The sequence below is a fragment of the Novimethylophilus sp. genome, assembly GCF_036504375.1.
In the GTDB taxonomy this organism is placed as follows: Bacteria; Pseudomonadota; Gammaproteobacteria; order Burkholderiales; family Methylophilaceae; genus Novimethylophilus.
Genome location: NZ_DASXVH010000062.1, coordinates 13,188 through 34,542, shown reverse-complemented (window position 1 = coordinate 34,542; position 21,355 = coordinate 13,188). Strand labels below are relative to the sequence as shown.

Annotated in this window: 22 protein-coding genes and 2 pseudogenes; 11 read left to right on the top strand and 13 right to left on the bottom strand. The window is 61.4% G+C overall.

The features are described from left to right. Nucleotides 1–275: flavodoxin family protein (locus VGK14_RS09740; protein WP_331508870.1), on the bottom strand; the 275-nt coding region annotated here is incomplete at its 3' end. 27 nt (nt 276–302) lie between these two features. Beyond that, on the bottom strand, nt 303–1,001 hold the full coding sequence (locus VGK14_RS09735) for a pirin family protein (protein WP_331508868.1): 699 nt from the start codon (nt 999–1,001) through the stop codon (nt 303–305). Between the two features lie 97 nt (nt 1,002–1,098). On the opposite strand from VGK14_RS09735, the pseudogene VGK14_RS09730 reads away from it, so the two are divergent. Beyond that, nucleotides 1,099–1,845, top strand: a pseudogene (locus tag VGK14_RS09730) (LysR family transcriptional regulator); the annotation flags it as partial. Nucleotides 1,846–1,964: 119 nt separating this feature from the next. Here VGK14_RS09730 and VGK14_RS09725 read toward each other — a convergent pair. The 6 genes and pseudogenes from VGK14_RS09725 to VGK14_RS09700 form a co-directional block, all read right to left on the bottom strand. After that, nucleotides 1,965–2,126, bottom strand: coding sequence for a chromate resistance protein ChrB domain-containing protein (locus VGK14_RS09725; RefSeq protein WP_331508875.1), 162 nt, complete (start codon nt 2,124–2,126; stop codon nt 1,965–1,967). Then, nucleotides 2,075–2,437: pseudogene (locus VGK14_RS09720) on the bottom strand (chromate resistance protein ChrB domain-containing protein); the annotation flags it as partial. The pseudogene VGK14_RS09720 and the gene VGK14_RS09725, both read right to left, overlap by 52 nt. Beyond that, nucleotides 2,320–2,790: a family 16 glycoside hydrolase gene (locus tag VGK14_RS09715; protein ID WP_331508866.1), complete on the bottom strand. Its 471-nt coding sequence runs from the start codon at nt 2,788–2,790 to the stop codon at nt 2,320–2,322. The pseudogene VGK14_RS09720 and the gene VGK14_RS09715, both read right to left, overlap by 118 nt. A 271-nt stretch (nt 2,791–3,061) precedes the next feature. Beyond that, nucleotides 3,062–3,433, bottom strand: coding sequence for a hypothetical protein (locus VGK14_RS09710; protein WP_331508864.1), 372 nt, complete (start codon nt 3,431–3,433; stop codon nt 3,062–3,064). Between the two features lie 15 nt (nt 3,434–3,448). Further along, nucleotides 3,449–4,636 carry a chromate transporter gene (locus tag VGK14_RS09705; protein ID WP_331508863.1) on the bottom strand — a complete coding sequence of 396 codons (1,188 nt, stop codon included), beginning with the start codon at nt 4,634–4,636 and terminating at the stop codon, nt 3,449–3,451. Nucleotides 4,637–4,652: 16 nt separating this feature from the next. Next, complete coding sequence (locus VGK14_RS09700) at nt 4,653–5,609, bottom strand: chromate resistance protein ChrB domain-containing protein (protein WP_331508862.1); 957 nt, start codon at nt 5,607–5,609, stop codon at nt 4,653–4,655. A gap of 185 nt (nt 5,610–5,794) precedes the next feature. On the opposite strand from VGK14_RS09700, the gene VGK14_RS09695 reads away from it, so the two are divergent. Genes VGK14_RS09695 through VGK14_RS09685 form a run of 3 tightly spaced genes read left to right on the top strand, consistent with a single transcriptional unit; the run spans nt 5,795 to nt 8,660 of the window. After that, entirely contained in the window at nt 5,795–6,259 is a 465-nt protein-coding gene (locus tag VGK14_RS09695; protein WP_331508861.1) for a phosphate-starvation-inducible PsiE family protein, read from the top strand. Nucleotides 6,260–6,275: 16 nt separating this feature from the next. After that, nucleotides 6,276–7,757 carry an NAD(P)H-hydrate dehydratase gene (locus VGK14_RS09690; protein ID WP_331508860.1) on the top strand — a complete coding sequence of 494 codons (1,482 nt, stop codon included), beginning with the start codon at nt 6,276–6,278 and terminating at the stop codon, nt 7,755–7,757. 3 nt (nt 7,758–7,760) lie between these two features. Beyond that, nucleotides 7,761–8,660 carry an AAA family ATPase gene (locus VGK14_RS09685; RefSeq protein ID WP_414691716.1) on the top strand — a complete coding sequence of 300 codons (900 nt, stop codon included), beginning with the start codon at nt 7,761–7,763 and terminating at the stop codon, nt 8,658–8,660. A 56-nt stretch (nt 8,661–8,716) separates the two neighbouring features. Here VGK14_RS09685 and VGK14_RS09680 read toward each other — a convergent pair whose 3' ends face one another. From VGK14_RS09680 to VGK14_RS09670, 3 genes are read right to left on the bottom strand one after another with little or no spacing between them, the layout of a single operon-like run. Next, a complete protein-coding gene (locus VGK14_RS09680) occupies nt 8,717–9,541 on the bottom strand; it encodes an AAA domain-containing protein (RefSeq protein WP_331508873.1) in 825 nt (274 codons plus the stop codon). Continuing rightward, a complete protein-coding gene (locus VGK14_RS09675) occupies nt 9,538–9,864 on the bottom strand; it encodes a type II toxin-antitoxin system PemK/MazF family toxin (RefSeq protein ID WP_331508858.1) in 327 nt (108 codons plus the stop codon). Before VGK14_RS09675 ends, VGK14_RS09680 begins: the two co-directional genes overlap by 4 nt. Further along, entirely contained in the window at nt 9,851–10,081 is a 231-nt protein-coding gene (locus VGK14_RS09670) for a hypothetical protein (protein WP_331508857.1), read from the bottom strand. Before VGK14_RS09670 ends, VGK14_RS09675 begins: the two co-directional genes overlap by 14 nt. A gap of 104 nt (nt 10,082–10,185) precedes the next feature. Between VGK14_RS09670 and VGK14_RS09665 the strand changes: the two genes are divergently transcribed. The 5 genes from VGK14_RS09665 to tadA all read left to right on the top strand — a co-directional run bounded on the left by VGK14_RS09665 (nt 10,186) and on the right by tadA (nt 14,999). After that, the gene (locus VGK14_RS09665) at nt 10,186–11,139 is read left to right on the top strand and encodes a DUF58 domain-containing protein (protein ID WP_331508856.1); all 954 of its coding nucleotides are present in this window, start codon (nt 10,186–10,188) and stop codon (nt 11,137–11,139) included. 132 nt (nt 11,140–11,271) lie between these two features. Further along, nucleotides 11,272–13,212 carry a DUF3488 and transglutaminase-like domain-containing protein gene (locus tag VGK14_RS09660; protein ID WP_331508855.1) on the top strand — a complete coding sequence of 647 codons (1,941 nt, stop codon included), beginning with the start codon at nt 11,272–11,274 and terminating at the stop codon, nt 13,210–13,212. After that, nucleotides 13,209–13,553, top strand: coding sequence for a DUF1294 domain-containing protein (locus VGK14_RS09655; RefSeq protein WP_331508854.1), 345 nt, complete (start codon nt 13,209–13,211; stop codon nt 13,551–13,553). Before VGK14_RS09660 ends, VGK14_RS09655 begins: the two co-directional genes overlap by 4 nt. 235 nt (nt 13,554–13,788) lie before the next feature. Continuing rightward, on the top strand, nt 13,789–14,424 hold the full coding sequence (locus VGK14_RS09650) for a hypothetical protein (protein ID WP_331508853.1): 636 nt from the start codon (nt 13,789–13,791) through the stop codon (nt 14,422–14,424). Between the two features lie 119 nt (nt 14,425–14,543). Beyond that, complete coding sequence (gene tadA / locus VGK14_RS09645) at nt 14,544–14,999, top strand: tRNA adenosine(34) deaminase TadA (protein WP_331508852.1); 456 nt, start codon at nt 14,544–14,546, stop codon at nt 14,997–14,999. 33 nt (nt 15,000–15,032) lie between these two features. On the opposite strand, the gene VGK14_RS09640 is transcribed toward tadA, so the two are convergent. After that, nucleotides 15,033–16,832, bottom strand: coding sequence for a pyrroloquinoline quinone-dependent dehydrogenase (locus VGK14_RS09640; RefSeq protein WP_331508851.1), 1,800 nt, complete (start codon nt 16,830–16,832; stop codon nt 15,033–15,035). A 143-nt stretch (nt 16,833–16,975) separates the two neighbouring features. Here VGK14_RS09640 and VGK14_RS09635 point away from each other — a divergent pair, with 143 nt between their 5' ends. Further along, nucleotides 16,976–19,114: a molybdopterin oxidoreductase family protein gene (locus VGK14_RS09635; protein WP_331508849.1), complete on the top strand. Its 2,139-nt coding sequence runs from the start codon at nt 16,976–16,978 to the stop codon at nt 19,112–19,114. A gap of 25 nt (nt 19,115–19,139) precedes the next feature. On the opposite strand, the gene mnmH is transcribed toward VGK14_RS09635, so the two are convergent. Further along, on the bottom strand, nt 19,140–20,210 hold the full coding sequence (mnmH, locus tag VGK14_RS09630; RefSeq protein WP_331508848.1) for a tRNA 2-selenouridine(34) synthase MnmH: 1,071 nt from the start codon (nt 20,208–20,210) through the stop codon (nt 19,140–19,142). Nucleotides 20,211–20,309: 99 nt separating this feature from the next. On the opposite strand from mnmH, the gene selD reads away from it, so the two are divergent. Beyond that, nucleotides 20,310–21,353: a selenide, water dikinase SelD gene (gene selD, locus VGK14_RS09625; protein WP_331508847.1), complete on the top strand. Its 1,044-nt coding sequence runs from the start codon at nt 20,310–20,312 to the stop codon at nt 21,351–21,353. Nucleotides 21,354–21,355: the final 2 nt, after the last annotated feature.

Sequence of the window (21,355 nt, the reverse complement as noted above, 5' to 3'; positions counted from 1 at the left end):
TTCTTCCAGTTTTGCGTGAACCAGGGCTTGGAACTGGCATCCATGAACATCTTGAACGGCCCGGACGCGCTGCCCATATAGGTCGGGCTGCCGAACACGATGGCATCCGCCGCATCCAGCGTGGCCCAGTACTGCTGCTCGATCTGGCCCGAGACATCGACCGTGATCAGCGTCACCGCCGTGTCCGCTACACCCTGTGCGCCGCGCACGACGGCCTTGGCCTGCTCGGCGGTGTGCCCGTAACCGCTGTGATATACCACTGCAATCTTGCTCATGAAAACTCCTTGTTATGTTAAGAAAATTCAAGCCAGGTCGAACAACAGCACTTCCGCATCGATGGCGTCGGATAGCCGGATTTCTGGTTCATCGGTGATCCTCGCCCCATCCCCCGCTGCGAGCGGCCGGCCGTTCAGCGCAAGCTCGCCGCGTGCCACATGCAGATAGCCTGTGCGACCGGGCGCGAAGCGATGCGCGGCCGCTTCTTCGCCGTCCAGCTGCGCCGCATACAGGCTGGCATCCCGATTGATGGCGACCGATCCTTCACGCCCGTCAGACGATGCCACAAGACGCAGCCGCCCGCGCTTTTCGGCGGCGGAGAAAGCTTTTTGCTCGTAGGAAGGCGGCAAATTCGCGCGCTCCGGCAATATCCAGATCTGCAAAAAATGCAACGTCTCCGTCGCAGAAGGATTGAATTCGCTATGGCGAATGCCGGTGCCCGCGGTCATGCGCTGCACATCGCCGTGGCGCATCACCGAGCCGTTGCCCAGGCTGTCCTTGTGCTCCAGCGCACCATCCAGCACATAGGTGACGATTTCCATGTCGCGGTGGCCGTGCATGCCGAAGCCCTGCCCCGGCTGCACGCGGTCGTCATTGATGACGCGCAGCGGGCCGAAGCCCATCTGCTCGGGGTCGTAATATTCCGCGAATGAAAATGTATGCCACGAATCCAGCCAACCGTGATGGGCGTGACCGCGTTCTTCCGCACGACGTATCCGGATCATGATTCGCTTCCATATTCAAAACTTGTTGTCATGTTAGGCTTGCTATCAGGTCAATAAAAGCGAAAAATTCAGCTCATCTGATTCAAAAATTTCGAATATGAAAATCAGCCTCGACTCCCTGCTCATCCTGGATGCGATAGACCGGCGCGGGAGTTTTGCCTCGGCAGCTGAGGAATTGTTCCGCGTGCCATCGGCAATCACCTATAGCGTGCAGAAGCTGGAGCAGGATTTGGGAGTTGCCTTGTTCGACCGCAGCGGCCACCGCGCAGTGCTGACCGAGGCTGGAACCGAGTTATTGCGCGAAGGGCGCCACCTGCTGGTGGCCGCCGGCGAGCTGGAGGCGCGCGTAAAACGCATCGCCTCCGGCTATGAAGCCGAGCTACGTATCGCGGTGAGCGATCTGGTCGACATATCGCGGCTCTATCCCATCATCGAAGCCTTCTACCGGCAGAACTGCGGCACCCGCCTCACCCTGCTGCGCGAAGTCTATGGCGGCACCTGGGATGCGCTCGCCACGGGCCGCGCCGATCTTGCCATCGGCGCCCCGAGCGACGGCCCGGCGGGCGGCGGCTATGCGACCCACCTGCTGGGAACGCTGGATTTCGTATTCGCCGTGGCGCCGCACCATCCCCTGGCCGGCAAGCCCGAGCCCTTGCAGCAAACCGACATCCTGGTGCACCGCGCCATCGCCGCCGCCGATAGCTCACGCAACCTGCCGCCGCGCACCTCCGGCATCTTGAGCGGGCAGGACGTGTTCACCGTGCCCGACATGCAGGCCAAGCTGGAAGCACACATTTACGGGCTGGGCGGCGGTTATCTGCTCAAGAATATCGCCGCGCGTTATGCGGCGGAAGGCAAGCTAGTCATCAAGGCGGTGGATGAGCCGAAAGCGGGATCTCCAGTTTTTCATGGCCTGGCGCAGCCGCCAGCCGGGGCGTTCGCTGCAATGGTTCGTGGAGCAGCTCAAGCAGCGCAGCATCGGGGATTTGCTTGGATAGAGGGTACGAACAAGAATTCGGGCTCCTCGTCGATAAACCGTACAATCAGCCAGGGACAGGCGATACGGTCGACCTTCAGGCGTTCTCCGGCGGCCAATTGTGCGCTTCGCTTTGGCAATGCTTGCACCAGGCATAGAGCGCGTCGTACATCACCAGGCCATGCTTGAGCATCTCATGGTCATCGGTGAAGTTCTGCGACAGCCCCAACGACAAGGCGTACAACCCGGCCGATTGCGGCGTGAGATCAAGTCTCGACGTGTCCGCCCCACGCACGATGACAGCGAGCTGCTGCAAGGCTGGGGCATCGAGGCCATACTTCTTCAAGAAGGCATCGAAACTGCACAGCTCCCCCACATGGGAGAACTCGACGCCGGGAATGTCATAAGGGATGGCTCCGGTTTCCTGCGCCGCCCGCAACACATCGCCGCTAGGAACATATCCGCCTTGGTCCAGACCCCCACGGCTCCGCTACCGGAGATATGATCGTCATCCAGGTCAATATACGTTTTCCCGTCAAGAGCGACGGTGATGTGCTTTCCTGAAAAAGTCACTTTCAAGGTGTGCCACGCGTTGGGGGAAACCGGGGCATCGACATACTTGATCGTTTTCCGGCTTCCATCTTCCGTGTGATAGAGAGAGATGTTGTTTTCCAGGGCGTTGGCTCTGGCGACGTAATAGTTGTTTCCATCCTTCCATCGCCAAACGAGGCCTCCCGCCTGGTCTTCTTGTCCTGAGATGGATTTGAATTTCACTTCAACGGTTCCGTCGGCGAGGCTGACATCCTTTTTCACGCACCAGGGAAAACTTCCTGCACCGGATTGTTTTAGAACATTCGGCTTACTGGGAGCCGTTGGATCGGATTCTATCGCTCATTTGGGTTGACCTTTGCCAGTCACCCCGCGAGCCATCCATGAGGCGGTGCGCCAAGCTTCTCCTGATCGAAGTTGATCGTTTCGGCAAATGCGTTTGTGGCGATAAACAGCCCCAGAATCGTGAATACTTTCAGTTTCATCCCGACCTCGTTTCATTTTAAATTGTGTGTTGAACGTAGCTGGCATCCCGTCATGGCGGTGGGCGCAGCCATGCTTCCGCTGCGACTACACCGTTACGGTGGTACTCGACTTGATCTTTCCACAGCCATATTTCGCAACAGTCGGTCGTGGTTTCTTTACGCGATTTGTGCGTCAAACAAAGCTCGCGGCCAACCAGTTTCCAGGTGCCGGGCTTCTTCTGCCCCAATTGCATCGAGTTCAATATCCCATCCGGCAGGAACTCATCCGACCAATGGGCCTCGTCCGTAATCACCATGCCGATAATCCTGGATTTTATTTCCGCCGCTGACAGGCGCTTCAGCGGCTCCGCCGCAACGGTTGGAGAGAACAGCACCAGATGGCCGATCCCGGCCAGCAGCAAAATCCGTGGAACCACATTCATGGTGTGATGAGCCTCCTAACGGTGTAGCACTGGATAAACCGCCAAGCCGATCAAGGCGGCAGTAGCGATGATCACCGGCTCCTGCAGTTTCTTGAATTTCCATAACAGCCCAGCCGTGACGAGCGCCAGGGCAATCGTCGGGATGTCCACAATGGAACGCTGGGCGAGCACCACTACCGATCCGGTAATCGCGCCTACGGCGGCGGCAGTCACGCCATCCACGAAAGCAATGATGGCGGGCAACTTGCCGTATTTTTTCATGTAGGGCGCGGGAATCACGGTGAACAGGTAGCACGGCAGAAAGGTGCCCAGCGCAGCTACGACCGCGCCTTTAACGCCGGCAATCAGATAGCCGATGAAGCCCACGGTGATCACCACCGGGCCTGGCGTAATCATGGCGACTGCAACCGCATCGACGAACTGTTTCTCTGTCAGCCATTGGTGCTCATGCACCACGCCGCCATAGAGAAACGGCACGATGGCAAGCCCGCTGCCGAACACGAAAGCACCGGCTTTCGTAAAAAACAGGGCGATCTGGATCAGCGTTTCGGATGAAGCCATGTTGACGAGAGGCGCTATTGGCAAGGCAAGCAATGCGCTCAAGCCATTACCGTTCTTGAAAACTTTCGGTGGGTGCCGCCAGAACCACACAAGAATCCCTGCGGCAATGAAGAGCCAGGCGATTTCGCTCTCGGTGGCAATCGTGACGCCGGCTAGCAGCAGGTAGATCGCCCATAGCAGTTTGTCCTTGCCTATACTTTTTTCCGTAAGTTTCTTGGCGCTCATGGCAATGATGCCAATCACCGCCGCACCCACCCCGTAAAACACCGCCTGCATCCAGGGCAAACCGCCGAAACGCACATAAGCCCAGCCGATGCCGAGCACCATGAGAAATGAAGGCATCACGAAGGCAATGCCAGCCAGGGTGGCGCCGAGAATCCGGTAATGCACATAACCGAGATAAATTGAGACTTGCGCGGCGAGCGGGCCGGGAGCGAGCTGTGCCAGAGCCATGCCTTCCTTATAGTCGGCCTCGCTGATCCAGCCGCGTTGTTCTACCAAATCGCGGTGCATATAACCGACCAAGGCTACCGGACCGCCGAAACCGATCGTGCCGAGCTTGAGCATCAACAAGACCAGCTGCCAGAGCGTGTAAACCGGGCTTGTGGATTGAGTGCCTGTGGGAGGTGTGTTCGCATCCATCCTGGAGTTCCTGCTATCAATCTGCTGTGAAATGGCGCAATAGGGCATCGAAGATTGGTAAGGCGGCCGCCAGCAATCGGTCGTCGTCTGCTTCCTGGCGGCGCAAGCCATCGAGTACGGCGGCGAGACCGGTTGCCTCCGGCACCGGAATGCCGCCAACGTCGAGGCAGTGTATAACCGCGCCCAATCGGGCCAGTGCTTCATCGTTCAGCCCGAAACTCGCCAGCAAAGTCTCGAAGGTGACGAGGCCGTCCACATGGCTGAACGTCGCGCCATCGAAGTCGAAGCCGAGTGCGTCCAGGGGGCAATCGTCAGGCTGGGCAAGCCAGATGAAACGGGCGTTAGCGTCGATATACCGTGCGATCAGCCACGCCGAAGCCAGCCTGTCCATCCAAGGGCGAGCACGGGTGGCCCAAAGCCTGCCCTGATAGTCGGCAGGTGATAGCAGCGTAATCTGCTTCCGTGCCGGGTCGGGTTCATGCGGTGACGCCATTGCGGCTAGCCGTGCTTCGCAATCAGCCAAGGCGCGCACGGCTTGCGCCTGCGCCTCTCCCGGAAAAAAATCGATGGCGACAATTTGTTCCAGCTGGCGCCTAAATCCACGTAAGCGTCTTTCCACCGCTGGAGTATCAAGCGCGTCGTCGGCCAAAAGCGCCTGAAGTTGAGCGACCAAAGGCGCAAACTCTTCGCTACGATCAAACAGGGCGGTGAAGCGGGCGGATTGCTCGGCATCCCGGGCACGCAATGAGAGCAATTCTGCGGTACCCCCTGCTTGCTCGACCTCAGCTGCAATCCCCGATAGCTTGTCTTCATGCGCCAAGCTTGCAGGAAGAACATAGACGCCGTCCCTCAACACGGCAGCACCCATCGCTTTTAGCGCTCGCCAAGCCTTGGTGCGCGGGGTTGTGGTATGACTGGGGAGGGTTAACGCCAAGCCAATCAGCAGGAGTGGGGAAGTTATGTCATGATTCATGTATTAATTATTTCATTCTGTAATAATCCATACAATATTTTATTGGCCAACAAACGCAACAAAAATCCTGAATTACGGCGTAGGCCAGCCGCTTCTCCACGTCGTTTTCCACCGACTTCATTTAAACCGTTGCGTACCCGGTGCGGACTTGTAAAATAGCTTGGACACCATAACACTCAACCATCATGCCCCAAGACCATTTCCCCGCAGAACTCAACGCCATCAACCGCCTGACCGTGCAAGCCATGCTGTGGCTCAACGGCATCGCCCACATCATCATCGGCCTGGCGCTGGCGATGTCGGTGCTGATGTTCACCTGGGTATTCTTTCAGGACGTACATGAAGCGGCGACCGCGCATAACCTGGTGCACGGCTTTCTGCATGCGCTGGGCACCTTGATGCTGCTGTGGACGATCTCGGCGCTGATCACCGCTGAAATCCGCTACCTGCAAGGCAGCAAGCTTGAAGTAGACACCTTCATCGAGGTGGCGATGGTGGTCATGGTGCGCAAGCTGGTGGTGCTGCCGGTGCAGGATGCCTCTCCGTCCATCGAGGAAGTCATGATGTGGGTGGGCGGCGCGCTGATGCTGGGCGTGATGTTCCTCGTGGTACGCTGGTCGCAGAGCCTCAACACCGATGGCAAGCCTTAATCCGCGTAGACCCAACGTGTCCAACACCCTCGCCCCGCTTTACCTCACACAGCGCATACGCGAACTGGAACGCCAGCATGCTGCTTCCGGGCTGATGGAAAAAGCCGGGCTGGCGGCGGCCGAGTTGGCGCGCGAGCTGATAGGCAACGGCACCCGGATATTGGTGCTGGCCGGCCCCGGCAATAACGGCGGCGACGCTCTGGTGGCGGCGCGTTGGCTGAAGAACTGGTGGTATGACGTGTGCGTGGTGTTTACCGGCGAGCGGTCGAAACTGCCGCCGGATGCCGCTGCCGCTTTTGACGCCTGGCAGGCTGCGGGCGGCGTCATTGCTACAGGAATTCCCGACCCCTGCTTCAATCTCGTCCATTTTGATCTTGTGATAGACGGCCTGTTCGGCATCGGCCTGACTCGGCCGCTGGATGGCCGTTATCCGGAGCTGATCGCGCAGATCAACGCCTTGACCGCGCCTATCCTCGCGCTCGACGTTCCCAGCGGTCTGGACGCAGACACCGGACGGATGTTGGGTGCCGCGGTGCGGGCACGCCATACCATTACTTTTCTTGGCCTGAAGCCGGGGCTGTTCACGCAGGATGGGCCGGATCATGCGGGCGAGGTGCGATTGGCCGACCTGGGCGTTATCGCTTCTTCCGCAGACGGCTGGCTGATCGACACCCCGCCGGCCTTGCCCCCGCCGCGACGCAAAAATTCGCACAAAGGCAGTTTCGGCAGCGGGGGCGTATTGGGCGGCGCGGAAACCATGGTGGGCGCGGCCCTGCTTGCGGCGCGGGCGGCATTGCTGATGGGTTCCGGACGCGTGTATGCCGGGCTGCTGGCACAGCATGCGCCGGCGGTGGATATGCTGCAGCCGGAACTGATGCTGCGCGATGCCTCCAACCTGCTTGATCTCGATGGGCTGGACGTATTGATCGCCGGCCCCGGCCTGGGGCGGTCGCCTGCTGCCCGCTCGCTATTGGACCGGGCACTGCGCCACCCGGCAGCGCTGGTGCTGGATGCCGATGCGCTCAACCTGCTGGCTTCCGGCCCCGAACTGCGCGCCAGCCTGAATCAACGCCGACCGGGCTTAACCGTCATCACGCCGCACCCGGGCGAAGCGGCGACTCTGCTTGCAACCGACACGCCTTCGATCCAGTCCGACCGCATCGCCGCGGCGCTAGAACTGGCAAAAACATATTCCGCCATCACCGTGCTCAAAGGCTGCGGCAGCATCGTCGCCACGCCGCGCGGCCGCTGGTTCTTCAACGCCAGCGGCAACCCCGGCATGGCTGGCGCCGGCATGGGCGACACCTTGGCCGGCATCATCGGCGGGCTGATCGCGCAACACATGGATGTCGAAACTGCCACGCTGCTGGGCGTGTATTTGCACGGCGTCGCGGCCGACAACCTGGTCACCGCGGGCTGCGGACCGCTGGGCCTGACGGCTTCCGAAGTCGCCTTGTCGGCGCGGGACCAGCTCAACGAATGGATCAACGAAAGCTGACACATGCAGCCAATTTTGCAAAACATCACCAAAACCTGCAGCGGCGTCATTCTCGGCAAGGAGCCGCAAATCCGGCTGGCGCTGGCCTGCATCCTGGCGCGCGGGCATTTGCTGATCGAAGACCTGCCGGGTATGGGCAAGACCACACTGGCGCACACCTTGGCCCGAACATTGGGCCTGGAATTCCGCCGCGTGCAATTCACCAGCGATTTATTGCCGGCGGATATCCTCGGCGTTTCGGTCTACGACCGCAACGATGCCAGCTTCAAATTCCACCCCGGCCCGGTGTTTACCAACGTGCTGCTGGCCGACGAAATCAACCGCGCCACGCCCAAGACCCAGAGCGCGCTGCTGGAAGTGATGGAAGAACGCCAGATGACGATGGAAGGCGAAACGCGCAAGCTGCCGGAGCCGTTTTTCGTCATCGCGACGCAAAACCCGGCTACCCATATCGGCACCTTCCCGCTGCCCGAATCGCAATTGGACCGCTTCCTGATGCGCATCGAACTGGGCTACCCCGACGCCCGCTCCGAGCGCAGCCTGCTGAGTTCCGGCAGCAAGCGCGACAGCGTGGAGAACATCACGCCCTGCATCGATGCCGCCGGGCTCATCCGGTTGCAGCAGGCTGTCGGCCGGATTCGTGTTGCCGACCCACTGCTCGATTATCTGCAAAATATCCTCGAACACAGCCGCCGCGCGCCGCAGTTCGAAACCGGCCTGTCGCCACGCGCCGGCCTCGCGCTGAAACAGTGCGCTCAAGCCTGGGCGATGATGGACGGCCGCGACTATGCGATTCCCGAGGATGTGCAGGCGGTGTTGCCGGGCGTCGCCGACCACCGGCTGCGCGGCGCTCACGGCGCCTCACCTGCCAACGCTCTACTGGAAGCCGTTCTTGTTCCCTAATCAGGAGCAACTGTAACTTGCGTGTTTCTGTTTGCAACACTGCCGCCCCTGTTACATCATAGCTCTTGGCTCTCCGCCGCCAGATGATGTGCCAAGACCTTCTCCAGTTTCTGTATTTCCCGTTCAGCATCCGTCCACCAATCGGTAGACCATATCCTGTGTAGAGACCAGCCTAATCCTTCCAATACCAATTGGCGTAGACGATCCCGATCTCTCGCAGTCGGCAATGAATGGTAGGTTGCGCCATCACATTCGACTCCCAGCAGATAGCGACCCGGCTCTTCGGGATGAACCACTGCCATGTCAATTCGATACCCGGAACATCCTATTTGCGGATGAACTGTCCAGCCCTTGTCTCGTAGAGCGCGTATCACTTCCATCTCGAAGGGGCTTTCTGGTTCAAGGCCGCTTGGCATCGCCTGCTCTACCAGTGCTCTTGGCCCTTTTTGGGCAAATTCCAGATAATGCTTCAAATCAGTTACGCCAGAAGCACGGGTGCGCGAAAGGTCAATGTCTTCCGGTCGAATTGAACTAAAAATGGTCACGCCGACCCGAGCACGGGTAATGGCAACATTCAAGCGGCGGTGCCCACCCTCCTGATTCAATGGGCCGAAATTCATCGCCATCCGGCCAGCAGCATCTTTGCCATAAGTAATGGAAAATAGAATAATGTCGCGCTCGTCGCCTTGCACGTTTTCCAGGTTTTTAATGAACATGCGCTCCGCACCATGCGCCTGAATGTGTTGTTCCAACTCGGGGGATTTGCGTAACTCCTCGTCGAGCAGGGTTTCAATCAGCCGCTGCTGAGTCTGGTTGAATGTCACAACCCCCATGGTTTGATGACGCAGATTTACATCCGAGAAGTGGGCGACTAGCGCTATAGTTTTAACCCCAACTGAATCTTGATGGCTTTTTCAATCGCATGCATATCATGTTGCGTCAATTTGCCAAGCTGATTCTTGAGCCGCTGTTTGTCAGCAGTCATCAGTTGATCCGCCATTGCCTTGCTTTGTTTGCCTTCTAGCGTAACGGCTGCTTCACTTGGATAAAGTCGCCCCGTATTGCTGGTCAATGGCACGACCTGGACACGGTTCAGTGCGGCATTGGCCGCATCATTGCTGACGATCACCGCGGGACGTGTTTTACGAATTTCGCCACCCAGCGCGGGCTCGAAATCCACCCACCACACTTCACCGCGGCGCATCGTTTACGTCTCCAATCAAGGCATTGCTCCATTCAAGTGCCTCGTGCTCCCTCTCCGTATCTGCGGCCATGGCCTGATAGGCTGCGGCCAGATCGTCTTGCGCCACATGAGGACGCGCAAGATCTTCCAAAAAACGGCTGATCTTGCGCCTTCCAACAACACGTACCAAGCCATCATAAACAGTCTCATCAATCGAAATCGTCATTCGCTTTTGCATGTAAATCTCCTTGTCGTATGCATATATGCATAATATCACGCCCTCAATCTCTGTCTATGAGAGTGTGATATTTTGGACACATCCGGACTTTCACCGTTATCCGTATGACAACAACCCCGTCCTGGCTGGACTGGAAAAAACTGCTGCGCACGGCGCGCCAGAGCCGCGACATGGCCACGCTCGACCGCCGCCATGTATACATTCTCCCCACTCGCGCCGGCCTATTGTTCGCGCTGATCCTGGCCGGCATGCTGCTGGGCGCGATCAACTATGCGCTGAGCCTGGGCTTCGTGCTGGTGTTCTGGCTCTCCGGCATGGGTGTGGTGGCGATGCTGCACACCTGGCGCAACCTGGCGCACCTGGCCGTCACGCCGGGGCGGATCAATCCGGTGTTTGCCGGGGAAACCGCCCACTTCGGCTTCCTCGTGCACGACCGCAGCCACCGCGCGCACCACGCGATCGCCCTGCAGCACGCCGCCGATGCGCCGCTGCACGGCGACATCCCCGCGGATGGGGATGCGGCAATGGTGCTGCCGTTGCCGACACTGCGGCGCGGCTGGCTGCAAGCGGGACGCCTGCAGGTGTTTACCGAGTTCCCGCTCGGCCTGTTCCGCGCCTGGGGCTATGTCGAACTGGACGCCGCCTGCCTGGTTTATCCGCATCCCGCGCCGCCCGGCACGCCGTTGCCGGCGGCCGCGCTGCAGGCGAAACCGCAGGGCAGCCATGCCGCGGGCGGCGACGAGGATTTTTCCGGGCTGCGCAACTACAAATCCGGCGATTCGATGCGCCGCATCGACTGGAAAGCCTCGGCGCGCGAGCAGGGCCTGTACACCAAGGAATTCCAGGGCCAGGGGCAGCAGGTGCTGTGGCTTTCCTGGGACATGGCGCCGGGGCGCGACCCCGAGGCCCGCTTATCATTACTCACGCGCTGGGTGATGGATGCGCACGAGGCCGGGCTGGCGTGGGGGCTGGAACTGCCGGGCGCGAAACTGCCGCCGGCGTGCGGCGAAGCCCATCTGCATGCTTGCCTGCGGGCGCTGGCACTGTTCGGGGAATAGCGTGGATGCGCAACGATATTTCCTGTCCGACACCGACGTAGCGCAGGCGGCCTCGCCTGCAATGTGGCCGAAAGGCCGCTGTCGCGGCCATGCAGGCGGGGGCGCCTGCGCTACATGCGACTGGCGGCGCGCATGAGCGAATCTCCTACGCTTTCCCACCTGCGCTGGCTGCTGCTGTCGCTCTCCCTAGTACTGGCGCTGTTCGCCGTCCAGATTGCGCCGTGGGTGCCGCTGCTGGCTTTGGCGCTGGGCGCGTGGCGCTATTGGCTGGCGGTCCGCCACCGCCCGTTGCCGGGCATCTGGCTCTTGGCTCCGATCACCATCGCCGGCGCGCTGGGCATCCTCGCCAGCTATGGCGGCATTTTCGGCCGCGACGCCGGCGTGGCGCTGCTCACGCTGATGACGGCGCTGAAAACCATGGAGACCAGAACCCGGCGCGACATGACGCTGGTGGTGTACCTGGGCTATTTCCTGTGCATCTGCGCCTTCCTGTTCTCGCAGTCCATGCCGGTCGCCGCCTTCATGGCACTGCCTGTGGTCATGCTCACCGCGACGCTGATCGGACTCAGCCATGCCAACGGCGAATTGCCGCCAGCGCACAAACTCAGGCTGGCCGGGCTAATGCTGGCGCAAGCCGCGCCGCTGATGCTGGCGCTGTTCGTGCTGTTCCCGCGCGTGCCGGGGCCGCTGTGGGGCATTCCGCAGGACATGGCGCGCGGCATGACCGGGCTATCCGAAGACATGGCGCCCGGCAGCATCAGCGAACTGTCGCGCTCGGGTGCGGTGGCGTTCCGCGCCGTGTTCAAGGGCGCGCCGCCCCCGGCGTCGCGCCTCTACTGGCGCGGCCCGGTGCTGTGGCAATACGACGGCCGCACCTGGCGCCCCGGCCGGCCGGCGCAGGCGCTGGCGCAGCCTGCGTTCAAGCCGCTTTCCGCCCCGGTCGAATACACCGTCACGCTGGAGCCGCACAACAAGCCCTGGCTGTTCGTGCTGGACCTGCCGCTCAAGCTGCCCAATATCGGCGCTTTGACCACCGACTACCAATACCTCGCGCGCCAGCCGGTGCGCCAGCGCCTGCGCTACGATGCCGCCTCCGCGCTCGATTACCGCGCTAATGACACGCTGGATGCCTACACCCGGCAGCGCGCATTGCAGCTGCCGCTGTTCGGCAACCCGCGCACGCGCGCGCTGGCCCGGCAATGGCTGGCCGAAACGCGCGACCCGCAGGCGCTGGTGCAGCGCGCGCTGGCGATGTACCACGCCGACTTCACTTACACCCTGACCCCGCCGCAACTGGGCGCGAGCTCGGTGGATGGCTTTCTGTTCGATTCCAGGAAGGGCTTCTGCGAACACTACGCCGGCAGCTTCGTGTTCCTGATGCGCGCGCTGGGAATTCCCGCGCGCGTCGTCACCGGCTACCAGGGCGGCCAGCCCAACCCGCTGGGCGACTACCTCATCGTGCGCCAGTCCGACGCCCACGCCTGGGCCGAAGTGTGGCTGCAAGGCCGGGGCTGGGTGCGCGTCGATCCCACCGCCGCGGTGGCACCCGAGCGCGTGGAACGCGGCATCGCCGCCGCGCTGCCGGACGCCGAGGCGCTGCCCGAGATGGCGCGCCCCGAACTCACCTGGCTCAAGCGCTTCAACCTGGGCTGGGATGTCGTCAACAACGGCTGGAACCAGTGGGTGCTGGGCTACAACCAGCAGCGGCAGATGGAATTTCTCGCGCGCCTCGCCGGCAGCCGCGTCGACTGGGGCGACATGGCGCTGTGGCTTACCGGGATGCTGACGATGATCGTCGGCGCCATCGCCGCCTTCATGCTGCGCGACACCTTGCCCGCCGCCGATCCGGTGCAGCGCCTGTGGCTGCGCTTCAAACGCAAACTTGCCCGCGCCGGTGTCGCTATTTATCCCCACGAAGGCCCGCGCGACCTCACGCAAAGAGCCGCGCGGCAGCTGCCGGCGATGGGTACCCGGATAGAACGCATAGGCGTGCTCTACCTGGGGCTGCGCTACGGCGACGAGACCGGCACGGCCGAGCTGCAACGGCTGGTGCGAGAGTTCCGCCCGAAATGACGGCTCGCCTGATCACCCCGAGCAGCGGTGCGATACTTTTTCTGGTCCTCATCGCGGGCGCAGTGCTCGCGGGCAAGCTGCCATCCGCCGTGCTCACAGTTTATCTGACGGCCAGCCTCATCGCGTTCATCGCCTACGCCTGCGACAAATCCGCCGCCAGAAACCGGCAACGGTGCACCCCGGAACGCACCCTGCACCTGCTCGCCCTCCTCGGCGGCTGGCCCGGTGCATTGGTCGCGCAGCAAAGGCTGCGGCATAAGTCGAAGAAGGTGTCGTTTCTGGTGGTGTTCTGGGGGGCGGTTGTGATTAACTGTGGGGTTCTGGAGTGGTGGTTGCGGTAACATACGAAAAATACTAGAGAATTTACTTATGCATCCACATGTTTCCATTACCAATATAGAGACGCATGCGTTTCTATAATAACTGTAGACGTCACGCGCAATGCAACTTTCCCCATTTGATCAACAGTGCAAGGACTTGCTTGATGCGTCGCCGAAACGGCACTCCAGAAGCTGCTTCCGCTCCGCTTTCAATCACTTGGACTATGCTAGAAAGATTGGGGAGATTGATCCAGCTATGGCTGCCTTTCGTGGCCTGACGGCAGAAGAGGAAGCCGCTTCTGGCTTCATGCATTGCCTGAAGGAACGTGGGTACTTGAATGCCGAACGATTGAACCCCAAAGACCATACCCACAAAAATGCGATCGCTCCGTTTCTCGATGTCTTAGGTTTGTTCTTCGCCGAAACAACGGCGGCCCATGTAAAAAAGCCAGCTCTAATGCTTCAAGATGAGGGGGGAGAACGACGTCTTATGCTTGGCCTGCTCATGTCGGTCAACGGAGAGGATCAATGGGTTCACCCGATACCACCGCTGAACTTCACCATCAGCAGCGAAGACAAGCGGTTGTCGTATCGGAGACAAATCGAGTTTCTGGCGAGTCACCGTGGTGCCAAGAGCATTTCGGCTTACATCCGTACTCAAGCCAATCTCAGGAATCAGTTGCTCTATGCTGGACCAGAGGGTTATCCCGGCCAAGTTGATCTCAGTCCCGACTTCTTCGAAGTCCGTAAAGTCCGAGTAATGGCTCTTGTCCGAGGCTATCTATTGGTTCAGCCTTATCAGGAACGGCTCTCCTTCGTGCAAGACTCACTCGACGCTTTCCTCGCAATGTTGGGTGAACTAAAGGACCACGATCTTCATGAAGACGTCTAACCCATCCACCGAACCTGCGCGAAAAGCCGCTCAGGCAGGTTAACTCCACGTTTATGACGTGCCTGGGTCGCATTCGAACTGAACCGTTCAATCAAAATACGAACTTCCAAAATTAAAACATGAATGACGAAGACTACATCCGCATCGCACTCGATCTGGCGCGCGAAGCCGCCGCGATGGGCGAGGTGCCGGTCGGCGCGCTGGTGGTGAAAGACGGCGAGATCGTCGGGCGCGGGTTCAATGCGCCGATTTCGCGCAGCGACCCCACCGCGCATGCCGAAATCCAGGCCATGCGCGACGCCGCGCAGAGGCTGGGTAATTACCGGCTGGTAGGCTGCACCCTCTACGTCACACTGGAGCCCTGCGCCATGTGCAGCGGCGCGATCCAGCACGCGCGCGTCGCGCGGCTGGTGTTCGGGGCGACAGACCCCAAGACCGGCTGCTGCGGCAGCGTGATCAACCTGATGGACGAGGCGCGGCTCAACCATCACTGCGACGCCATGGGCGGCGTGCTGGCGGAAGAGTGCGGGCGGCTGCTGTCGGAGTTTTTTGCGGCCCGGCGCGGAAAAGCTTGAAAACGCCAGGCACGCGGGCTCCTCGCGGCAAATTCAGTTTTCCAGCGCAAACACCCTCAGCTCATCTCCCTGCCTGAAACCGAAAATCTGGCTGCCGCCCGCGGCGACCGCGATGTACTGCACGTCGCCCACAGCATAGGTGATCGGCGGCGCGTTGACGCCCGCGTCCGACTTGTATTGCCACAGCACGCTGCCGTTCGCGGCATCCAGCGCATCCAGATTGCCGTTGCCTTCGCCGCTGAACACCAGCCCGCCCGCGGTCGCCAGCACCCCGCCCACCAGCGGGTCCGGCGTCTTGTGCTGCCAGCGCAGCTTGCCGCTAGTGAGATCGATGGCCGACAGCAGGCCCCAGCGCGGCTCGTCCAGCGGTTCCAGCGCCGAATAGCGGATGGCAGGCTTGTCGCCTCCGGCGGGGGTTTCGTGCAGCGTGTATTTCACTGGCCAGTGCAGCGCGGCCACGTAAGCGGTTTGCGCCGCCTGGTCCACCGCCGCCGGCGACCAGTTGACCCCGCCCAGCACGCCGGGGTAAATGCGCACGCCCTGCTCGGTAGCATGCGTGAACATGTTCTGCTGCGGTACGAAGGCTTCGGACTTGAGCAGCAGTTCGCCGGTTTCGCGGTTATGCACGTAAAACCAGCCCAGTTTGCTGGCCTGCCCCACCGCGGGAACGGTTTTGCCCCCGCGCTGCAGATCGAACAGCACCGGCGGGCTGGCGACATCGTAGCCCCAGACGTCGTGCGGCACTTGTTGATAGAACCAGCGCAGCTTGCCGGTATTGGCGTCGAGCGCGACCAGCGATACGGTGTACAGATTGTCGCCGGGGCGCGAAACGTCGTCCATCTGCGGCGAGGGGTTGCCGGTGCCGAAGAACAGCAGGCCAGTCTTGGGGTCGATCGCCGGCGTGCTCCACGCAGAACCGCCGCCAAAGCGCCAGGCATCGGCAAAACTGGGCGCAGTAGCACGCTCTTTTGCAAGATCGCGATGGAGCGGGATACCATCCGGCGTGGTCGCGCTGAACTTGCCTTCCCAGTTCTTTTGCGGAATGGTGTCGAACTGCCACACGCGCTTGCCGCTTTCCACATCGAACGCGGCCAGGAACCCCGGCCGCCCGTAACGGCCGGCGACGCCGACCACCGCACCCAGCGGCGCGTTTTCGCGCGGCGCGTCGAGGTGCAAACCATAACCCACGCCGGTGATGCCGACGATGACTTTGCCCTGATACACCACGGGCGCCATGTTGATGCCCACGCCGGTGGCACCGCTCACTCTGGCCTGCTTGAGCGGATCGGCGTCGCTCAGCACCCCTACTTTTTCCGCCTCGCCGGCACCGTCGGCGGCGGCATCCATATCCCACAGCACGCGGCCGGTCCTGGCATCCAGCGCGACCAGCCGCGCATCCACGGTGCCGACGAACACCTTGCCGTAGCCCACCGCCACGCCGCGATTGGCGGGGCCGCAGCACATCGGGTAGCCCTCGCGGCGCTTATGTTGGTATCGCCATAACTCGCGGCCGGTGGCGGCATCCAGCGCGACCACATGATTGAACGGCAGCGACAGGTACATGATGCCGTCTACGACGATAGGCGTGGCCTGAAAGGTGGCATTGATGCCGCTCTTGAACGTCCATAGCGGCACCAGATTGGCGACGTTATCGCGGTTGATCTGCTTCAGCGGCGAAAAGCGCCGGTTGCCATAGTCGCGCCCGTAGCTCGGCCACTGGCCGGCATCGGCATTGACGATACGCTCGGTCGCGGCGTCATGGCCGGGCGGCTGGTGGGCGCAGGCCGCGACCAACGCTGCCATCAGCACCACGACGGGAAAGCGTATTCGCATGGCAAGCCTCACTGAAAAATAATTTGACTTCGTTGCGTTGACAATTATACAGACCTGTATAGTATAACCACAAGATAGTTATTTTCGCACCCGGTCCGGAGCATTATGTCACGGACAGCCACCTTTCATCACAGGAGAACCGCATGAACGCACCAGCCGAAACCCTCCAGACCTTTCACGGCGGCTGTCCGCAGGACTGCCCCGACACCTGCGCGATGACCTACACCGTCAAGAACGGCAAGCTCGTCGACGTGCAGGGCAAGCCCGAACATCCGATGACGCGCGGCGGCCTGTGCGTGAAGCTGAAAGACTTCGCCGATCACCATTACAACAACGACCGCGTGCTCTATCCCTTGAAGCGCAAGGGCCCCAAGGGCAGCCGCCAGTTCGTGCGCATCGGCTGGGACGAGGCGCTCAATGAGATCAAGCAACGCTGGACCGGCATCATCGACGAATACGGCGCGCAGGCCATCATGCCCTACAGCTACCTGGGCAACCAGGGCATCGTGCAGGGGCTCAATGTCGGCGACCCGTTCTTCAACAAACTGGGGGCGACGGTGTGCGAGCGCACCTTCTGCGGCTCCGGCTCATCCACCGCCTGGCTGATGACGATGGGCCCCACCGGCGGGCTCGACCCGGAAAGCTTCGCCTACAGCAAGTACATGGTGATCTGGGGCTGCAACTCGGTGAGCACCAACCTGCACCACTGGCACATCATCCACGAGGCGCAGAAGAAAGGCGTCAAGCTGGTGGTGATCGACACCTACAAGTCGCTCACCGCCAAGCAGGCCGACTGGCACATCATGCCCAGGCCGGGCACCGACGGCGCGCTGGCGATGGCGCTGATCAATACGCTGATCGAGCAGGATTTGCTGGACCACGACTATGTCGCCAATTACACGCTAGGCTTCGACGAACTCAAGCAGCGCGCCGCGAGCTGCACGCCAGAGTGGGCGGAAAGCATCACCGGCGTTGCGGCCGCGGACATCCGCAAGCTGGCCAAGGAATTTTTCGATGCCAAGGCCTCCGCGATCCGCATGGGTGTGGCGCTGGAGCGCCATCACGGCGGCGGCCAGACCATCAGGGCCGTCTGCTGCATTCCCGCATTGACCGGCGCCTGGCGCCATGTGGGCGGCGGACTGATGCAGATGCCGCTGTGGGAGTTTCCGCTCAAGTTCGACGTGATGTGCCGCCCGGATTACATTCCCGCCGGCACTCGCGTCATCAACAACCTGCAACTGGGCGCGGCGCTCAACGGCGAAATGCCGCTCGACCCGCCGCTCAAGTCGGTGATGTTCTACAATGCCAACCCGGTGAGCCAGGCGCCCGAGTCCAACAAGATCGTCGAGGGCTTGAAGCGCGAGGATCTGTTCGTGGTGGCCGCCGAGCATTTCATCACCGACACCGCCGCCTACGCCGACATCATCCTGCCGGCGACGATGGCGGCGGAGATGGACGACATGATCCTGTCCTGGGGCCATTTCTACCTGACCTACAACCAGAAATGCATAGCGCCGCCGGGCGAAACCGCTTCCAACGCGGAAATTTTCCGGCGCCTGGCGAAAGCGTTCGGCTTCGACGACCTGCAGTTCCAGCGCACGGACGCGCAAATGGTCGAGGATACGCTGGACTGGAGTTCTCCCGCGCTCAAAGGTGTGACCATGGATGAATTCCGCAAGGTTGGCTACGCGCATCTGAAAGTCGGCACGCCGAGCGACCGCTGCCCGCACAGGGAGGGCAACTTCCCCACGCCTTCCGGCAAGGTCGAATTCAAGACCAGCGCGGCTGCCGGCGGCAATTTCGTCGCCACGCCGTTCCGTCAGCTGTACGACGCGTATCAAGGCGGCGAGCCGGTCGATCCGCTGCCCTCCTACGTGCCGTCGCGCGAGCGTCCCGAAACCAATCCGGCGCTGGCGCAGAAATACCCGCTCAACATCGTCACGCCCAAAAGCCACGGCTTTCTCAACTCGCAATACGCCAACGAGGAGCACAAGCTGCGCGGCCAGGGCGAGCAGTGCGTGCTGATCAATCCCGCAGACGCGGCGGCGCGCAGCATCAGGCAAGGCGATTTCGTGCGCGTGTTCAACGACCGCGGCGAATTTCACGGCGATGCCAACGTCACCGAAGACACCCAGCCCGGCGTAGTCGTCGCGACCTTGGGCTACTGGCGCAGCCGCAACAGGGGCGGCGGCGCGGTCAACGTCATCAGCTCCGACCGGTTCGTCAACCTGGGCCACGCGCCCAGCTTGTCGGATAATCTGGTGCAGGTGGAAGCGGGATAAGACGAAACCCGGCTACCGGGTTTCGTCAGGATGCACTCATTACCGGGGCATGTGCCTGGATTAGCCTGCGTGCCGCCTCGTTCAGGCCGCCGCTATCCAGACCAGGCAGTTGCAGCCCGGCCGCCTGCCCGAAGCGTACGAAATTGGAGTACGTGGATTTCTTATAAGCGGGATCGTAGTGCATTTGCAGCAGCTCGGTGACCAGCAGCCGCCATTCCCGGCTTTCGGCCAGTTGCCGCCAATGCTCCAGGGTCTGCCGCCCGTGCAGCGGCATCAGCTGATCGAGCTTTTCGAACAACAATGCCGGCTCGCTCAGGAAATGGTCATAATCCTCCAGCAGCAGGGTGGCGCGCGCCTCCACTCCGGCATCGAGGTGTATGCAATCCGCCTGCCGCATGCCGTGCAGCAAGCTGTCGGGAAGGGAAAGCACGCCGATCTTGCGGCTTTCCGCTTCGACGAAAACCGGGTGTTGCGGGTCGAGTTTGCGCAGCGCATCCCACAGCTGCGTTTCAAAACACTTTTGCGAAGGCTGGGGCGACCCAGGCAATCCACCCAACAGCGAACCACGGTGGTTGGCGAGACCTTCGAGATCGAGCACCTGCGCTCCGTTCCCCGCCAGCGCATGCAGCAAGCGGCTCTTGCCGGAACCGGTAGGGCCGCAGAGGACGCGAAACCCGAAGCGGGCGGGCAGGGTTTGCAGTTCGGACCGTACATACTGGCGGTAAGCTTTGTAACCGCCTTGCAGCTGCCCCACCGACCAGCCGATCTGGCCGAGGATGTGCGCCATCGCGCCGCTGCGCTGCCCGCCGCGCCAGCAGTAGACCAGCGGGCGCCAGCTTTTGGGCTTGTCCATGAAGTGCTGCTCGATATGGGCCGCAATGTTGCGCGCGATCAGCGCGGCGCCGACTTTTCTGGCTTCGAAGGGCGAGACCCGCGTATACAAGGTACCCACCTCTGCGCGCTGCGCATCGTCCAGCACCGGCACGTTGATCGCGCCGGGAATATGGTCCTCGGCAAACTCCGCGGGGGAGCGGACGTCCAGCAGCGCATCGAACTCCAGGCTTTGCGCGGCACTGATTGGCTGGATTCTTGCCATACGCATAGAGATGGGAATATGGGGCGAAAGCGCTTATGGTAACATTGACCAAGCAATGTCAGCCGCACAGGCATTCGCCTTAACCATCGAATAATCACCATGAACACACCCATCAAATTAACGCAGTTTTCGCATGGCGGCGGCTGCGGCTGCAAGATTGCGCCAAATTTGCTGCAGGACATGCTGGCAGGCCTGCCTGCGCTGCCGTACTATCCCAACCTGCTGGTCGGCACGGACACCGGCGACGATGCGGCGGTGTACCGGCTCAACGACAGCCAGGCGATCGTCGTGACCACCGATTTTTTCATGCCGATTGTGGACGACCCGACCGATTTTGGCCGCATCGCCGCCACCAATGCGCTGTCCGACATTTATGCGATGGGAGCGTCCCCCATTCTGGCGCTGGCCGTCGTCGGCATGCCGGTGGACAAGTTGCCGCTGGAAGCCATCCGTGACATTCTCGCCGGCGGCGCGGCAGTCTGCGCGGCAGCCGGCATCCCGGTCGCAGGCGGCCACTCTATAGACGCGCCGGAACCGATATACGGGCTGGTGGTGGTGGGCGTGACGCATCCGCAACATATCAAGCGCAATAATGCCGCACAAGCGGGTGACGTGCTGATTCTGGGCAAGCCCCTGGGCATCGGGGTGCTCAGCGCCGCGCTGAAAAAAGGCGAATTAGGCGGGGACGGCTATCGTCAGATGGTGGAAACCGCAACGCAGCTGAACAGCATCGGCGAGTCGTTGGGCAAACGTGCCGATGTGCATGCACTGACCGACGTGACCGGCTTTGCCTTGCTGGGACATTTGCTGGAAATCTGTCGCGGCTCCGGGCTCGCCGCGGAACTGCACCTGGCCGACGTGCCTGTGCTGCCGGCCGCGCAGACCCTGGCGCAACAGGGCTTTGCCACGGGCGCGGCGACGCGCAACTGGGCGAGTTACGGGCACGAAGTCGAGTTGCCGCAACACATGCCGGAATGGCAGCGCAAACTGCTGTGCGATCCACAGACCAGCGGCGGGCTGCTGGCGGCATGCGCACCCGCGGCCGTAGCAGAAGTGCTGCAATCGTTCCATCAAGCCGGGTTTCACGATGCGGCGGTGATCGGTGCCATGCGGCCGGGGAATCCCGGCGTGCGCGTCATTTAGAA

Coding starts and splice junctions, on each gene's coding strand:
- VGK14_RS09735 (WP_331508868.1), bottom strand. CDS start 1,001: ATGATCCGGATACGTCGTGCGGAAGAACGCGGTCACGCCCATCACGGT.
- VGK14_RS09710 (WP_331508864.1), bottom strand. CDS start 3,433: ATGAATGTGGTTCCACGGATTTTGCTGCTGGCCGGGATCGGCCATCTG.
- VGK14_RS09705 (WP_331508863.1), bottom strand. CDS start 4,636: ATGGATGCGAACACACCTCCCACAGGCACTCAATCCACAAGCCCGGTT.
- VGK14_RS09700 (WP_331508862.1), bottom strand. CDS start 5,609: ATGAATCATGACATAACTTCCCCACTCCTGCTGATTGGCTTGGCGTTA.
- VGK14_RS09695 (WP_331508861.1), top strand. CDS start 5,795: ATGCCCCAAGACCATTTCCCCGCAGAACTCAACGCCATCAACCGCCTG.
- VGK14_RS09685 (WP_414691716.1), top strand. CDS start 7,761: ATGCAGCCAATTTTGCAAAACATCACCAAAACCTGCAGCGGCGTCATT.
- VGK14_RS09675 (WP_331508858.1), bottom strand. CDS start 9,864: ATGCGCCGCGGTGAAGTGTGGTGGGTGGATTTCGAGCCCGCGCTGGGT.
- VGK14_RS09670 (WP_331508857.1), bottom strand. CDS start 10,081: ATGCAAAAGCGAATGACGATTTCGATTGATGAGACTGTTTATGATGGC.
- VGK14_RS09665 (WP_331508856.1), top strand. CDS start 10,186: ATGACAACAACCCCGTCCTGGCTGGACTGGAAAAAACTGCTGCGCACG.
- VGK14_RS09660 (WP_331508855.1), top strand. CDS start 11,272: ATGAGCGAATCTCCTACGCTTTCCCACCTGCGCTGGCTGCTGCTGTCG.
- VGK14_RS09655 (WP_331508854.1), top strand. CDS start 13,209: ATGACGGCTCGCCTGATCACCCCGAGCAGCGGTGCGATACTTTTTCTG.
- VGK14_RS09650 (WP_331508853.1), top strand. CDS start 13,789: ATGGCTGCCTTTCGTGGCCTGACGGCAGAAGAGGAAGCCGCTTCTGGC.
- tadA (WP_331508852.1), top strand. CDS start 14,544: ATGAATGACGAAGACTACATCCGCATCGCACTCGATCTGGCGCGCGAA.
- VGK14_RS09640 (WP_331508851.1), bottom strand. CDS start 16,832: ATGCGAATACGCTTTCCCGTCGTGGTGCTGATGGCAGCGTTGGTCGCG.
- VGK14_RS09635 (WP_331508849.1), top strand. CDS start 16,976: ATGAACGCACCAGCCGAAACCCTCCAGACCTTTCACGGCGGCTGTCCG.
- mnmH (WP_331508848.1), bottom strand. CDS start 20,210: ATGGCAAGAATCCAGCCAATCAGTGCCGCGCAAAGCCTGGAGTTCGAT.
- selD (WP_331508847.1), top strand. CDS start 20,310: ATGAACACACCCATCAAATTAACGCAGTTTTCGCATGGCGGCGGCTGC.